A 14,929-nucleotide genomic window follows, 5' to 3' on the forward strand; every position below is an offset into this window, starting at 1 on the left:
CCCAACGAGGTTCGGTAAAGCAATCAGTCCAGCAGCGCCAAGGCCTCGGCGGTGCATTCCTGGATGCGGGCCCAGTCGCCGTTCTTGATCCACTCAGGATCGAGCATCCAGCTTCCGCCCACGCACATCACGTTTTTCAACGCCATGTAGCTCTTGATGTTGGCCGGGCTCACGCCGCCGGTCGGGCAGAATTTCACTTCGCCGAACGGGCCACCCAAGGCCTTGATGGCCGCGACGCCGCCACTGACTTCGGCCGGGAACAGTTTGAAGCGGCGATAGCCCAGGCTGTAGCCTTCCATGATGCCCGAGGCGTTGCTGATGCCTGGTAGTAACGGCACAGAGCTGTAGACGCTGGCTTCGAGCAGATCACGGGTGATGCCCGGAGTGACGATGAACTGCGAACCGGCCGCCTCGGCGGCGTCCAGCATGTGGCGGTCGAGCACCGTGCCGGCACCGGTCACCAGTTCCGGACGCTGCTCGCGCAGCACCTGGATGGCCTTGAGGCCGTATTGAGAACGCAGAGTCACTTCAAGCGCCGTCAGGCCACCGGCAGCCAGGGCATCGGCCAGCGGCAGGATGTCCTGTTCACGGGCGATGGTGATCACCGGCAGGATCCGCGCCTTGGCACAGAGGCTGTCGATCAGGGCAACTTTGTCCGCCATGGAAACGGTCGGGGATGGGTTTGTCATAGCGGCTGATCCTTGGTTCATGGGCACCAGTAAATCTCTAACGTAGATTGCAAAAACGCGCGGATCGGCATTTCGGCGACATCGTCACCCGCCACCGCAGCGTTCAAGGTGGTCAATTTCGACTGACCGGAAATCGACAGCACTTTGTGTTGCGCCGAAGCCAGCAAGGCGCGGCTCATGGTCAAGCGTTGGTGCGGTACGGTCGGCGCCAGCATCGGCCAGCAGCGACGTGTGCCATTGGCGTCCAGGGCCTGGGCCAGGTTCGGGCTGTCAGGGAACAGCGAGGCGGTATGCCCGTCATCGCCCATGCCCAATACCAGCACATCGATCGGCGGCAGCTCGGCCAACAGACGATCGGCCTGCTCGGCAGCCGCTTCCAGGTTAGTGCTGGCGCTGTAGAGGCTCAGGAACTGGGCCTTGGCCGCCGCGCCTTGCAGCAGGTAACGCTTGAGCAGGCCGGCGTTGCTGTCGGCGTGCTCAACCGGTACCCAGCGCTCGTCAGCCAGGCTGACCACCACTTTGGACCAGTCCAGCGCCTGCTTGGCCAGGTGCTGGAAAAACGCCACCGGGCTGCGGCCACCGGAGACCACCAGGGTCGCCGCACCACGCGCCTCGATTGCCTTGCGCAACTGCTCGGCCACGTTCAGCGCCAGCCCCTCGGCCAGCACCACCGGGTTCTTGAATTCATGGGCGCTAACGCCCTGCGGCAGTTTCAATTCAGATATCGCCATACCATGACCTCCCATCCCGCGTGATCAGTGCAATGGAGCTCATCGGCCCCCAGGACCCAGCCGCATACGGCTTGGGCGCATCGCCGGATTTCTTCCATCCGGCGATCAACTGGTCACACCACGTCCACGCGGCTTCAATTTCATCTTTACGGACAAACAGGTTCTGATTGCCGTTCATGACTTCCAGCAACAACCGCTCGTAGGCATCGGGAATACGTGCGCTGCGATAGGTGTCGGAGAAGTTGAGTTGCAACGGACCGCTGCGCAATTGCATGCCCTTGTCCAGGCCCTGCTCCTTGGTCATCACTCGCAAGGAAATCCCTTCGTCCGGTTGCAGGCGGATGATCAGCTTGTTACTGATCTGCAAGCGCTGCTCGGGCGCGAAAATGTAGTGGGACGGTTCCTTGAAGTGAATGACGATCTGCGACAGCTTTTGCGGCATGCGCTTGCCGGTACGCAGGTAAAACGGCACCCCGGCCCAACGCCAGTTGCGGATGTCGGCGCGCAGGGCGACGAACGTCTCGGTGTCGCTCTGGGTATTGGAATTGGGTTCTTCCAGGTAACCCGGCACGGCCTTGCCTTCGCTGTGGCCGGCGATGTACTGGCCGCGCACCACCTGGGTGGTCAAGCCTTCCGGGCTGATCGGCGCCAGGGCCTTGAGCACCTTGACCTTCTCGTCGCGGATGCTGTCGGCGGACAAATCAGCCGGCGGGTCCATGGCGATCAGGCACAGCAGCTGCAACAGGTGGTTCTGGATCATGTCCCGCAGCTGACCGGCCTTGTCGAAATAGCCCCAGCGGCCTTCGATACCGACCTTTTCAGCCACGGTGATTTCCACGTGGGAGATGTAGTTCTGGTTCCACTGGGTTTCGAACAGGCTGTTGGCGAACCGCAGCGCGATCAGGTTCTGGACCGTCTCTTTGCCCAGGTAATGGTCGATGCGATAGGTACGGTTTTCCGGGAAGAACTGCGCCACGGCGTCGTTGACCTTGCGCGAAGACTCCAGGTCCGAGCCAATGGGCTTCTCCAGCACGACACGGGTGTTTTCGCTCAAGCCAACCTTCGCCAGGTTCTCGCAGATCGCCCCGTACACCGCCGCCGGAGTGGCGAAATAGGCAATGACCTGCTGGGTCGAACCGGCTGCTTCAGCCAAGGCGACGTAATCGTCGGCCTTGAGGAAATCCACGTGCAGGTAGGTCAATCGCGCCAGGAAGCGCTCGAGTACGCTTTCGTCCAGGTCTTTTTCACCGACGTAGCGACGCAGTTCGGCGGCGATGAATGCCAGATGCTGCTGCTCGCTGCCAGGTTCACGGGCCAGCGCAATGATTCGCGTGTCCTCGTGCAACAATTGGGCGCCGTCGAGCTGATACAGGGCAGGAAAGAGCTTGCGCAAGGCCAGATCGCCCAAAGCGCCGAACAAGGCAAAGGTGCACGGTTCAACCGTAATCGAAGGCATGATGTTTGTTCTTTTATCAAGTTAAACTACAAATACCTTTTTTCAAGGTATCACTCAAGGAAAAATGTAGTAATAACCACAACATTTTTCGAAAATACCGATTCCGAGTGGTGGTCCGTCGGAGCCATCAGTAGGATAGGCCACCGCAAAGGGTCGTATCAAAGACCCGTCTTTCTAGGAATCTTGTATGGACCGCGTGCGAAATTTACTGGAACAGATCCAGAGTCGCCTTGAAGACCTTAACAAGGCAGAACGCAAGGTGGCCGAAATCATCCTGCTCAACCCGCAGCAGGCGACCCGCTTCAGCATCGCCGCCCTCGCCCAGGCGGCTTCGGTCAGTGAACCGACCGTCAACCGTTTCTGCCGCTCGTTCGGCGTCAGCGGTTACCCGGAGCTCAAGCTGCAACTGGCCCAAAGCCTGGCCAGCGGCGCTGCTTATGTGAGCCGCGCGGTGGAAGCCGACGACAACCCGGAAGCCTATACCCGGAAAATCTTTGGCAGCGCCATTGCCTCATTGGACAGCGCCTGCCAGGCCCTTGATCCGAATTTGATCAGTCGCGCCGTGGACCTGCTGATCCAGGCCCGGCAAATCCACTTCTTCGGCCTCGGCGCCTCCGCCCCGGTGGCGCTGGATGCCCAGCACAAGTTTTTCCGCTTCAACCTGGCGGTGACCGCTCACGCCGACGTACTGATGCAGCGCATGATCGCGTCGGTGGCCCATACCGGTGAACTGTTCGTGATTATTTCCTACACCGGTCGTACCCGTGAGCTGGTGGAAGTGGCGCGCATTGCCCGGGAAAACGGTGCGTCGGTGCTGGGCTTGACCGCCGAAGGCTCGCCCTTGGCCAAGGCCAGCACCCTGAGCCTGAATATCCCCCTGCCCGAAGACACTGATATCTACATGCCGATGACCTCACGGATCATCCAGCTCACCGTACTGGACGTGCTCGCCACCGGCATGACCCTGCGTCGGGGCGTGGACTTCCAGCCGCATCTGCGCAAGATCAAGGAAAGCCTCAATGCCAGCCGGTATCCGGTGGGGGATGAGTTCAACTGACCTGGCTTGGATGCGCTAGCGCCTGATAAACCGCTATCGCGAGCAGGCTCGCTCCCACAGGGCTTGTGAACACCAAACATCCAATGTGGGAGCGAGCTTGCTCGCGATGAGGCCAGCAACAACACCCCAACCCCAGATCCTGAACTAAACCCCCACCCGCGCCTGCAAACTCAAATGCGCCCGCTCCCCGGGCGCCAGGCACAGGCTGTCGGTGCCGCCACTGGCCGCTTCGACGCAGACGAATTCGCTGACTTCATCCCAACTCACCCCCAGCAACGGCCGTGCGCCAGGATGCCAGACCACGGTGTCGGCACTGTCGCCAGTGTCGATGCACAATTCGCGCTGCCAGGCGTGGTCCTTGAGCTGCAATTCCCCCTCATGTTGGAACACCCGCTGGCAGCCGCCCTCGACCCGCAGTTCGCCTTCCTGCTGGCAAACCTCGCGGCTCAGCTGATCGTAACCTTGCGCGCCTTCCAGCCCAGACAGCGCTACCTCACCAACGTCACCAATACGCCAGTAGGCATGCAAAGCCTGGCTCAACTGGCACGGCAAGCTGTCCTGATGCTCGGTACTCAGGCGCAGCTCCATGCGTTCGCCGAGGTCTGCATGCAAATCCACTTGCCAGTCGCACAGCTGCAACTGCCAGTGCAGGTGCACGCCGTCGTCATCGCTGTGGCTGTCGAGCAGCTTCCAGTCGATCAACCGCGCCCAGCCGTGGGACGGCCAGGCGTTTTCGCTGGGATGACGACCATACCAAGGCCAGCACACCGGTACCCCGCCGCGTATCGCACCGACCTGAGGCCACTTGGCCGCGCACCACAACCAGGGTTTCTGGTCCTTGGGCTGAAAATGCAACAACTGTGCACCCTGGCGACTGAACACCGCCTGGCACAACGGGTGGTCGATCACCAATACATCGCGCTGCCGATAGCGCTCCCACGCGAACACCGGGCGTTCGCGCAAGGATCTGAAAAAGCGTTGTAGCGGATGCTCATGCATGGGCCGCGGTCCTGGAAATCATTAAATACCCAACTGTGTCCGGCTCGTTTTTTGTGGCGAGAGGATTTATCCCCACAGGCCTGTGGGAGCAAAGCTTGCTCGCGACTCAGGCGACTCGGCGCCCTGGAAGACCGTGTCATCTTCATCGCGGGCAAGCCTTGCTCCCACCCCCAAAAAAAAGCGGACAGCCTTGGCTGTCCGCAAATATGCGCACATAGAGAGGAGCTTATCGCAACAGCGTTAGAACACCGACTGAATTTTCAGGCCGGCCACCAGCGCGTTGTCGACTTCATCCACACCGCCTGGATGAGTGATGTATTGCAGGTTGGGGCGCACGGTCAGCCAGTTGGTCACGTGGATGCCGTAGTTGAGCTCGTAGTTGTACTCAGTGTCACGCAACGGCGCGAACAGCGGATCGTTGTAGTCGCTGACACCATTGGCAACGTTGGTCAGCTCGGCGTTTTTCTTCACGTCATCGTTGACATGGATACGGGAGAAACCGATCCCGATGTCATCTTTAGGACGCGCATCGAACGGCCCCTTGTACACGAACATCAACGACTGGTAGTTGTCGACGAAGTTGGTGTCCTTGTCGTGGAAGGTCGCGTTGGCGGCGATGTTCAGGCCACGAGAAGCGTCGCCGTTGTGGGTAGTCAGCTGTTGCTGCGCCACGAACCAGTAGCCGTGCTTGCTGTTGTGACTGCGATAGGCGTTGCCGGTGGTCGCAGCGTCATCGCCATTGTCGTCTTCACGGACGTCATTGGCATCGGCCGTGCTCTTGTAGTAACCGACACGGTATTCGCCCGGCAGATTGTTGACCTTCGGCGACCAGACCAGCTCGACCGGGATGACGGTACCCTTGGTGCCACTGCCGCTGAGCTTGAAGCCGTTACCGTGCTCAAGTTGCGATGGGTTCTGGTTGTACGCACCGATCTGCGCGTAGAACTCAGGCGTGATGTTGTACTTCACGCGAAGCGCAGCTTGCATGACTGGCCAGTTGTACCAGATGCCGGTCGCCCAGTTACCCGCTTGGGATCCGCAGAAGGCCAGGTTCTGAAACTCGCAAGGGAAGGTGTTGAAGTCTTCGCCTTCGCCGAAGTAACCGGCCTTGACGTCCAGCTTGCCATCGAGGAACTGGTGCTTGATCCACAATTGGGTCAGACGGACCATGTGGCCACGCCCGTAGACTTCCTGGGAAGAACTCAAGGTGCCGGCACGCGGGTCGCCGACACGGTCATTGGAAATGTTTTCGCCGTTACGGTTGGTGAGCTGGATCTTGGCCTGGGTGTTATCCCAACCCCACAGTTTTTCCAGGTCCAAGGCCACACCCAGACCAAACTGGTCGGAGTAACGCGCGGTCTTGTCGTTGTTGTAGCCACCATGCAGGTTGGCACCCACTTCACCGACGTAGTCAGCCTTGATATCGATACCTTGCTCGATCAGCTTGGTCCGTTCGCCGCCCCAGTCACCCGTCATCCACTGCGAGTCGGCGCTGAATGCGTCGGCCGCATGGGCACTACCGGCCAGCATCATCGCCGCAACGGCTGACAACTGGCAGATAAGCTGGGCATTGTTTTTCTTCTTCATCCCTACATCCTCGTCTTTATTGTTATTAACTGTTTTTATCTAACGCGGTTTACAACGATTGCGGCGGATGGTCCCCCATCCACCGCATACTCCCCTGTAAAAGCAAGCAAGCCCGCTTCCACACTGATCGCTCAGCGACCCTTGAACTGGGCCACGTTCGGCGCCCGTCCTTCGGCTTGCGCCTCGCCGGCCACACCCAGGCGCTCGCCTGTCTGCGCATCAAATAGTAATACTTTTGAGGGGTCAAATTGCAACGTTAAAGTTTCACCGGCCTGCGGAGCAACGTCCGGCGACAAGCGGCAGCAGACCTTGGTGTCATTTAGACTGACAAATACCAGGGTGTCCGGCCCGGTCGGCTCGGTAACCTGGACCTCCGCCCGGATGGTCGGCAAGCCATTGGGCTCGCTGCCGGCCAGCACGATTTGCTCCGGGCGCATGCCGAGAATCACTTCGCGGTCTTCCAGGCCGGCGTCCTGCATGCCCAGCGGCAACTCGCAACGGGCCTGGCCGCTGTCGAGCAGCGCCAGCAGGCGACCGTCCTTGCGTTGCAGGCGCAGCGGGATGAAGTTCATCGGTGGCGAACCGATGAAACTCGCCACGAACAGGTTGGCCGGGTTGGTGTAGATGTCTTTTGGCGTGCCGAACTGCTGGATGATCCCGTCCTTCATCACCGCCACCTTGTCGCCCAGGGTCATGGCTTCGATCTGGTCGTGGGTCACGTAGACCGTGGTGGTCTTCAGGCGCTGGTGCATCAGCTTCATTTCGGTACGCATCTCGACCCGCAGCTTGGCGTCGAGGTTGGACAGCGGTTCGTCGAACAGGTAGATCTTCGGCCGCCGTGCCAATGCCCGGCCCATGGCCACGCGCTGTTGCTGGCCGCCGGAGAGCTGGCCGGGCTTGCGGCTGAGCAGGTGCTCGATCTGCAGCAGCTTGGCCACGCGGTTGACTTCCGCGTCGATGTCCGCCTGGGGCATCTTGCGGATCTTCAGGCCGAACTCGATGTTCTCGCGCACGCTCATGGTCGGGTACAGCGCGTAGGACTGGAACACCATGGCGATGTCACGGTCCTTCGGGCTCATGCCGCTGACGTCCTGGTCGCCGATCATGATCGCGCCGCCCGTGATGGTCTCAAGACCGGCGATGCAGTTCATCAGCGTCGACTTGCCGCAGCCCGAAGGTCCGACGAGGATCAGGAACTCACCGTCCTTGATCGACAACTCGATGTTCTTCAGGGTGTCCGGCAGGCCGGCACCATAGGTCTTGTTTACGTTGCGAAGTTCAAGCGTTGCCATGATTACCCCTTGACTGCGCCGGCCGTCAGGCCGCGCACGAAATACTTGCCTGCCACCACATAGACCAGCAGGGTCGGCAGCCCGGCGATCATCGCCGCCGCCATGTCCACGTTGTATTCCTTGGCCCCGGTACTGGTGTTGACCAAGTTGTTCAGCGCCACCGTGATGGGCTGCGAATCACCGCTGGAGAACACCACACCGAACAGGAAGTCGTTCCAGATCTGCGTGAACTGCCAGATCAGGCAGACCATGATGATCGGGGTGGACATCGGCAGGATGATCCGCCGGAAGATGGTGAAGAACCCCGCACCGTCCAGTCGTGCGGCCTTCACCAATGCATCGGGAATGCTGACGTAGTAGTTGCGGAAGAACAGCGTGGTGAAGGCCAGGCCGTAGACCACGTGCACGAACACCAGGCCCGTGGTGGTACTGGCCAGGCCCATCTTGCCGAGGGTGAACGAGGCCGGCAGCAGGACGGTCTGGAACGGCAGGAAGCAACCGAACAGCAACAGGCCGAAGAACAACTGCGAACCGCGAAAGCGCCACATCGACAGTACGTAGCCGTTCAAGGCACCGATGGCGGTAGAGATCAGCACCGCCGGAACGGTGATCTTGATCGAGTTCCAGAAGTAGCCGTCGACGGTGGCCCAGGCCTTGACCCAGCCGATGCCACTGACCACGGTCGGCCAGCTCAGCAGGTTGCCGGTGCTGATGTCTTCCGGCGTCTTGAAGCTGGTCAACAGCATGACCACCAACGGCACCAGGTAAAGCAATACGGCGAGGATCAGCACCGCGTAGATGGCGATGCGACTCAGGCTGATGGAAGGTTTGGCAGCGAGACTAGTCATGACGCTTGGTCCTCAGCTCGGAGTACAGGTAAGGCACGATGATTGCGAGAATCGCACCGAGCATCAGGATTGCACTGGCCGAGCCCATGCCCATCTGGCCGCGACTGAAGGTGAACGAATACATGAACATCGCTGGCAGGTCGGAGGAATAACCCGGGCCGCCGGCCGTCATCGCCGCCACCAGGTCGAAGCTCTTGATCGCGATGTGCGCCAGGATCATCACGGCGCTGAAGAACACCGGCCGAAGGCTCGGCAGCACCACTTTCCAGTAGATGCGCGGCATGCTCGCGCCATCGATCTGCGCGGCACGAATGATCGACTGATCAACACCCCGCAAGCCGGCCAGGAACATCGCCATGATGAAGCCCGAGGCTTGCCACACCGCCGCGATCACCAGGCAGTACACCACGCGATCCGGGTCGATCAGCCAATCCAGGCGGAAGCCTTCCCAACCCCAGTCACGCAACAATTTGTCCAGGCCCATGCCCGGATTGAGCAGCCATTTCCAGGCCGTACCGGTGACGATCATCGAGAGCGCCATCGGGTACAGGTAAATGGTGCGGATGAAACCTTCACGACGAATGCGCTGGTCAAGAAACACCGCCAGCAGTACGCCAATCACCAGGGTGATACCGATGAAGAGGCCGCCGAACAGTGCCAGGTTCTTGCTCGCCACCCACCAGCGGTCGTTGTCCATCAGCCGGGCGTATTGCGCCAGGCCTGCCCATTTGTAGTTCGGCAGGAACGTCGAAGTGGTGAACGACAGGACGAACGTCCACAAGATATAGCCATAGAAGCCCACCAGAACGATGAACATGCTCGGCGCCAGCACCAGTTTCGGGAGCCAGCGCTGCAATGCATCGAACGGCGAGGCCTTGCTGAACACAGCAACAGAACTCATGGGAAGATCCAGTACAAGAGAAAAAGACTACAAAACACTCCCTGCGTGGGAGCGAGCGTGTGTGGGAGCTGAGCTTGCTCGCGATGAAGGCGCCTCGGTCTTTTCGAATGACCGCGTTATCGTTCATCGCGAGCAAGCTTTGCTCCCACAGGCTTACCCGCAAGGGCCTGCGGAGCTAACAGTTACTTCGCTGACTGGACCGCTGCGCCCAATTTCTTGGCAGCATCGGCAGGGTCGGCTTTCGGGTCGTTGATGTAGTTGGTCACCACATCAAAGAACGCACCCTGTACCGCCAGCGTGGTTGCCATGTTGTGCGCCATGCTTGGCTGCAGGCCGCCGGACTTGGCGTCTGTCAGGAAGTCCTTGGCAGCGGTCTGGGCGCAGGAATCGAAACCGTACTTGGCCATGTCGCCGAGCATGTCGTTGCGAACCGGAATCGAGCCCTTGTTGATGCTGAAGACTTTCTGGAAGTTCTCGCCCAATACGACCTTGGCGATGTCCTGCTGGCCAGCCGCAGTGCCCTTGTCTTTCTGCTTGAACACCGCCAGGGAGTCGATGTTGTAGGTGAAGGCCTTGTCGGTGCCTGGGAAGGCCACGCACTCGTAGTCCTTGCCGGCGACTTTCTTCGCCGCGGTCCACTCGCTCTTGGCCCAGTCACCCATGATCTGCATGCCGGCCTTGCCGTTGATGACCTTGGCTGCTTCCAGGTTCCAGTCCTGGCCCTTGCCGTCGGCGTCCATGTAGGTCGCGACTTTCTTCAGCTCGGTCAGCGCCTTGACCATTTCCGGACCGGTCAGCGCCTTGTTGTCCAGGTCGACCAGGGCTTTCTTGTAGCCATCAGCACCCATGACCGAGAGCACTACGGCTTCGAATACGGTGCTGTCCTGCCAAGGCTGGCCACCGTGGGCGAGGGGGATGAAGCCCGCTGCCTTGAGCTTGTCGCCGGCGGCGTAGAATTCTTCGAGGGTGGTCGGGTTCTTGGTGATGCCGGCTTTCTTGAAGACTTCCGGGTTGATCCACAGCCAGTTGACGCGGTGGATATTCACCGGCACGGCAACGTAGTCACCGTCGTACTTCACGGTATCGGAGACTTTCTTGTCGAGCAGGCTGTCCCACTTCTCTTCCTTGGCGACGTCTTTCAGGATGTCGGTGTCGAGCAGCCCGGTGGACGCCCATTCCTGGATGTCCGGGCCCTTGATCTGGGCGACGCCCGGTGGGTTGCCGGCCACGGCGCGGCTCTTGAGCACGGTCATGGCAGTGGAACCGCCACCCCCGGCGACAGCGCCGTCCTTCCAGGTAAAGCCGTCTTTTTCTACCTGGGCCTTGAGCACATCGACCGCGGCTTTTTCGCCACCCGACGTCCACCAGTGAACGACTTCCACGGAACCTTTGGATTCAGCGGCAAGGGTAGTGACAGGGAATGCTGCGACGGGAAGCAAGGAAGCAAGAGAAATGACAGTAGCGAGGCGAGAAATCGCATTCATCTAGAATTACCTTTCTTGTTGTTATGCATGCAAGTCTGGTGCTTGCGCTGCATGGATTCTAATCAGAGGGAATCCCTTCGCAGGTAACGAAGGGACGTGCAAATGTCACGACATGGTTACACAGGCGCAGGGCTGGATAACCGTGCCAGGGCTGACGCCATGCTGGGTGCCAGGGGCAGGCGCGGAATCAAGACCGCCTGCCAGGCGTGATACAGGTCCGGCTTGCCCGGCCAGATATCGGCGCTGGGGCAATTTTGCGGATCGAGTTCGTGATGCCAACTGCCGTTGCAGCGGTCGATGAAATGCTTGTCACAGAACTCCCAGAAGCACCGGTACCAAGCTTCGTACTTCGCCTCGTCAGTGCGCTTGAGCAAGGCACTGGCAGCGGCCGCCGCTTCGGCGTGAACCCAATGCAGGCGATGACGAACCACGGCGCGATTATCCCAGTCCAGGGTGTAGACAAGGCCCGGTGCGCCATCGACGTCCCAGCCGTGGCGGCAGTTCTGGTCGAACAGTTTTTGCGCGTCCTGGGCCAGCCAACCCGGGGTCAGCATGCCGATTTGCACCCGTGCGGCCTCAAGGTGCAGCAGCAGCCGCGCCCATTCGAAACCGTGGCCTGGGGTGGTGCCGTAGGGGCGGAAACCATCGGCAGGATTATCCTGGTTGTATTCGTGCAGCGGCTGCCAGTGGCGGTCGAAATGCTCCACCACCAGGTAGTCGTTGACGGCGGCATGGCCGTGGATCACCCGCTCGACGATACGCAGGGCGCGGGCCAGCCAACGAGGATCGTCGGTGGCATCGGCCAGGGCAAGGAAGGCTTCGGTGGCGTGCATGTTGCTGTTGGCGCCGCGATAGGCCTCTTCCTCACTCCAGTCGCGGTTGAAGGACTCGCGCAGCGCCCCCTCTTCTTCGCTCCAGAAATGCTCATCGATGATCCGCACCGCTTCGTCCAGCAACGCCTGGGCGCCGGGACGCTGGGCCACCACCGCGGAACTGGCCGCCAGGGCAACGAATGCATGCAGATAGGCCGCCTTGCCCGCGCCGTCTTCATCAGGCCGCGTCGTGGCGAACCAGCCACCGTGCTCGGCGTCGCGCAAGGGGCCGCTCAGCGCCTGGACGCCGTGGTCCACCAGCTCGGCAAACCCCGGCAGGCCCTGGATGTGGGCCATGGCGAAGCTGTGAGTCATGCGCGCAGTGTTCATGGTCTCGGCCCGAGCATCGGCCGGCAGGTGGCCGCGCTCGTCCAGGTTGCCAAAGCCGTCCGCCAGCTTCGACGCCTTGGCGAACGCCAGCAGCCGCAAGCCTTCGTCGGCAAGCCATTGCTGGTGGGCAGGGGCATTCAGCCAACTGCTGAAGGCCGGTTGGAAGGTGTCCATTGGGTGGTACCTTTTTTGTTGTTTTGACGCAGAGAGTCTAAACAAGGGATGGCGAGGGGCAGGTAACGAAAGGGGCGAGTTATGTCACCGACTTGTGACATTTCCCTGAGGGATGGGTTGAGGCTACTGGCGCCATCGCGAGCAAGCTCGCTCCCACACTGGACCCAAGCTGTTCACTGACCCTTGTGGGAGCAAGCTTGCTCGCGATAAACGATAACGCGGTCTAATCAATCCACACTGCGAGGCAACTGCAACGTCACCCGCAACCCGCCTTCGCGAAGGTTCTGCAAGCTCACTTCACCGCCGTGGCTGTGGGCGATGTTGCGAGCGATGCCCAGCCCCAGCCCGTACCCCTGCTGCTGCCCGGCCAGGCGAAAATGCGGTTCGAAGACTTGCTCCAGGCGCTGTTCCGGCACGCCGGGGCCTTCGTCGTCGACGTGCAGGATGAACGCGGTTTCATCGTCATCGATGTGCAGGTGGGCGTTCTGCCCGTACTTCAAGGCGTTGTCGATCAGGTTGCCGATGCAGCGCTTAAGGGCCAGCGGCTTGCCGGGATACGGCGCCAGCGCCCGGCCATCCTGGGTCACCCGGCCGTTGCCGTTGGGCGCCAGGTAAGGCTCGACCAGGCAATCGAGCACATGGTTGAGGTCCACCGGCTCGATGTTTTCATGGATGTCGGTGTCCTTGACGCATTGCAGCGCGCCTTTGACCAGCAGTTCCAGCTCATCCAGGTCACGGCCGAACTTGGCCTGCAGGTTCTCGTCTTCCAGCAGCTCGACCCGCAGCCGCAATCGGGTGATCGGTGTGCGCAAGTCGTGGGAGATCGCGCTGAACAACTGGCTGCGCTCGGTCAGGTAGCGGCTGATGCGTTCGCGCATGGCATTGAAGGCCCGCCCCACCTCCACCACTTCGCTGCCGCCGCCCTCGGCCACCGGCTCCACTTCGGCGCCCAGGGACATGTCCCGCGCGGCCCGGGCCAAACGCTTGAGTGGTCGGCTCTGCCAGTGCACCAGCAAACCGATGAACAGCAACAACAAGCTGCTGGTGAGCACGATGAAACCGACCTGTTGCTTGGGCAGGTCTTGCTCTTCAAGGCTGGTGTAGGGTTCGGGCAGCAGCGAGGCGATGTACAGCCATTCCCCCGGCGCCATCTGGATCTGCGTGACCAGCACCGGCGGGTTCACCGGTTCCAGGGTCAAGGCGTAGTGAGCCCACGAACGGGGCAGCTCATCGAGTTTGAGCCCAGCGTTGAAAATTCGCAGGTCGTCGGGGCTGACAAAATTGACCGAGATGTCGGCGTTACTGCCCAACGAACGGCGCAGCACATCGTCCACCGCCTTGAGCACCGCCAGTTTGCGCGGCGTGATCGGCAGCACATCCATGCCCAGGGGTTTGTCGTTGAGGGTAACGACAAACCGCGTACCGCCCATGCTGCGCAACTGGTCCAGCACCAATGGCCGGTACGCCACCGGCAGCGAACGCAAATAACTGACGCTGGCGGTCATCGAATGGGCCAGGCTGCGAGCGCTGGTGACCAGGCCTTCGAGTTGGGTGGCGCGCAGTTGCGAAACCCAGATCAGGCTGGACAGGGTCTGGGCGAACAACACCACCAGCAAGGTCAACAGCAGCATCCGGCCCAGCAACGAGCGCGGTACCGGTACCCGCCGGACGATTTTCCTCAACCAATCAATGCCCATTGCTGGCAACCACACTGGCCGCCAGCTGATAACCGCTGCCACGCACCGTGCGAATCAGCCGTGGCGGCTTGTCGGTGTCACGCAGGCGCTGGCGCAGGCGACTGACTGCCATGTCGACGATTCGGTCCAGGGGCATCAGCTCACGGCCACGGGTCGCGTTGCCGATGGTGTCGCGATCGAGAATTTCCTGGGGATGATCGAGAAACAACTTGAGCAGGGCGAAATCGGCACCGGAGAGAATCACTTCTTCACCGTCGGCGTGGAACAGCCGATGGCTGACCATGTCCAGCCGCCATTCATCGAAGGCCAGCACTTCACCGCCGGAGCGCTCCTGGCCGAATTGCGCCCGACGCAGCAGCGCCTTGATACGCGCCTGCAATTCACGTGGGCTGAAAGGCTTGCCCAGGTAATCGTCGGCGCCCAGCTCAAGACCGATGACCCGGTCGGCCTCGTCGGAACTGGCGGTGAGCATGATGATCGGCACGTGGGCCTGGCGAGGGTGCTGGCGAACCCAGCGGCACAGGCTGAAGCCGTCTTCATCCGGGAGCATCACGTCGAGGATCACCAGGTCGCTCGGCGCATCGTTGAACGCCTGGCGAAAGCCGGCGCCGTCCGGCGTGGTACGCACCTGGAAACCCGCGCGGCTGAGGTAGGTGTCCAGCAGCTCGCGAATCTCCTGGTCGTCATCGACCAACAAAATCGATTTGTTTACTGAACTCACAGGGCCGCGTCCTTGTTGTTTGGATTAGGGCGGATTATGCCTGATGGATATAACCTGCAAACACACTACAAACACTCTGTGGGAGCGAGCT

Annotated in this window: 13 protein-coding genes; 1 reads left to right on the forward strand and 12 read right to left on the reverse strand. The window is 60.8% G+C overall.

Features of this window, described 5'->3' with window-relative positions:
• Positions 1-23: 23 nt before the first annotated feature.
• Genes KI237_RS23450 through zwf form a run of 3 tightly spaced genes read right to left on the reverse strand, consistent with a single transcriptional unit; the run spans position 24 to position 2,876 of the window.
• Positions 24-689: a bifunctional 4-hydroxy-2-oxoglutarate aldolase/2-dehydro-3-deoxy-phosphogluconate aldolase gene (locus KI237_RS23450; protein WP_212797258.1), complete on the reverse strand. Its 666-nt coding sequence runs from the start codon at positions 687-689 to the stop codon at positions 24-26.
• 17 nt (positions 690-706) lie between these two features.
• Positions 707-1,420 carry a 6-phosphogluconolactonase gene (gene pgl, locus KI237_RS23455; protein WP_212797259.1) on the reverse strand — a complete coding sequence of 238 codons (714 nt, stop codon included), beginning with the start codon at positions 1,418-1,420 and terminating at the stop codon, positions 707-709.
• Positions 1,407-2,876: a glucose-6-phosphate dehydrogenase gene (gene zwf / locus KI237_RS23460; protein WP_212797260.1), complete on the reverse strand. Its 1,470-nt coding sequence runs from the start codon at positions 2,874-2,876 to the stop codon at positions 1,407-1,409. The genes pgl and zwf overlap by 14 nt, the downstream gene beginning before the upstream one ends.
• Positions 2,877-3,072: 196 nt before the next feature.
• On the opposite strand from zwf, the gene KI237_RS23465 reads away from it, so the two are divergent.
• The gene (locus KI237_RS23465) at positions 3,073-3,933 is read left to right on the forward strand and encodes a MurR/RpiR family transcriptional regulator (protein WP_170842276.1); all 861 of its coding nucleotides are present in this window, start codon (positions 3,073-3,075) and stop codon (positions 3,931-3,933) included.
• A 144-nt stretch (positions 3,934-4,077) separates the two neighbouring features.
• On the opposite strand, the gene KI237_RS23470 is transcribed toward KI237_RS23465, so the two are convergent.
• The 9 genes from KI237_RS23470 to KI237_RS23510 all read right to left on the reverse strand — a co-directional run bounded on the left by KI237_RS23470 (position 4,078) and on the right by KI237_RS23510 (position 14,838).
• Positions 4,078-4,932 carry a D-hexose-6-phosphate mutarotase gene (locus KI237_RS23470; RefSeq protein ID WP_212797261.1) on the reverse strand — a complete coding sequence of 285 codons (855 nt, stop codon included), beginning with the start codon at positions 4,930-4,932 and terminating at the stop codon, positions 4,078-4,080.
• A gap of 240 nt (positions 4,933-5,172) precedes the next feature.
• Entirely contained in the window at positions 5,173-6,519 is a 1,347-nt protein-coding gene (locus KI237_RS23475; protein ID WP_212797262.1) for a carbohydrate porin, read from the reverse strand.
• A 131-nt stretch (positions 6,520-6,650) separates the two neighbouring features.
• Positions 6,651-7,811, reverse strand: a complete 1,161-nt coding sequence (locus tag KI237_RS23480; protein WP_212797263.1) for an ABC transporter ATP-binding protein — start codon at positions 7,809-7,811, stop codon at positions 6,651-6,653.
• Between the two features lie 2 nt (positions 7,812-7,813).
• On the reverse strand, positions 7,814-8,659 hold the full coding sequence (locus KI237_RS23485) for a carbohydrate ABC transporter permease (protein WP_003198539.1): 846 nt from the start codon (positions 8,657-8,659) through the stop codon (positions 7,814-7,816).
• The gene (locus KI237_RS23490; protein ID WP_003198535.1) at positions 8,652-9,560 is read right to left on the reverse strand and encodes a carbohydrate ABC transporter permease; all 909 of its coding nucleotides are present in this window, start codon (positions 9,558-9,560) and stop codon (positions 8,652-8,654) included. Before KI237_RS23490 ends, KI237_RS23485 begins: the two co-directional genes overlap by 8 nt.
• A gap of 182 nt (positions 9,561-9,742) precedes the next feature.
• On the reverse strand, positions 9,743-11,044 hold the full coding sequence (locus KI237_RS23495; RefSeq protein WP_212797264.1) for an ABC transporter substrate-binding protein: 1,302 nt from the start codon (positions 11,042-11,044) through the stop codon (positions 9,743-9,745).
• A 116-nt stretch (positions 11,045-11,160) separates the two neighbouring features.
• Entirely contained in the window at positions 11,161-12,420 is a 1,260-nt protein-coding gene (locus KI237_RS23500) for a D-mannose isomerase (RefSeq protein WP_212797265.1), read from the reverse strand.
• A gap of 227 nt (positions 12,421-12,647) precedes the next feature.
• Positions 12,648-14,117: an ATP-binding protein gene (locus KI237_RS23505; protein ID WP_212797266.1), complete on the reverse strand. Its 1,470-nt coding sequence runs from the start codon at positions 14,115-14,117 to the stop codon at positions 12,648-12,650.
• A complete protein-coding gene (locus KI237_RS23510) occupies positions 14,107-14,838 on the reverse strand; it encodes a response regulator (protein WP_212797267.1) in 732 nt (243 codons plus the stop codon). The genes KI237_RS23505 and KI237_RS23510 overlap by 11 nt, the downstream gene beginning before the upstream one ends.
• Positions 14,839-14,929 lie beyond the last annotated feature (91 nt).

The sequence above is a fragment of the Pseudomonas sp. St316 genome (assembly GCF_018325905.1).
In the GTDB taxonomy this organism is placed as follows: Bacteria; Pseudomonadota; Gammaproteobacteria; order Pseudomonadales; family Pseudomonadaceae; genus Aquipseudomonas.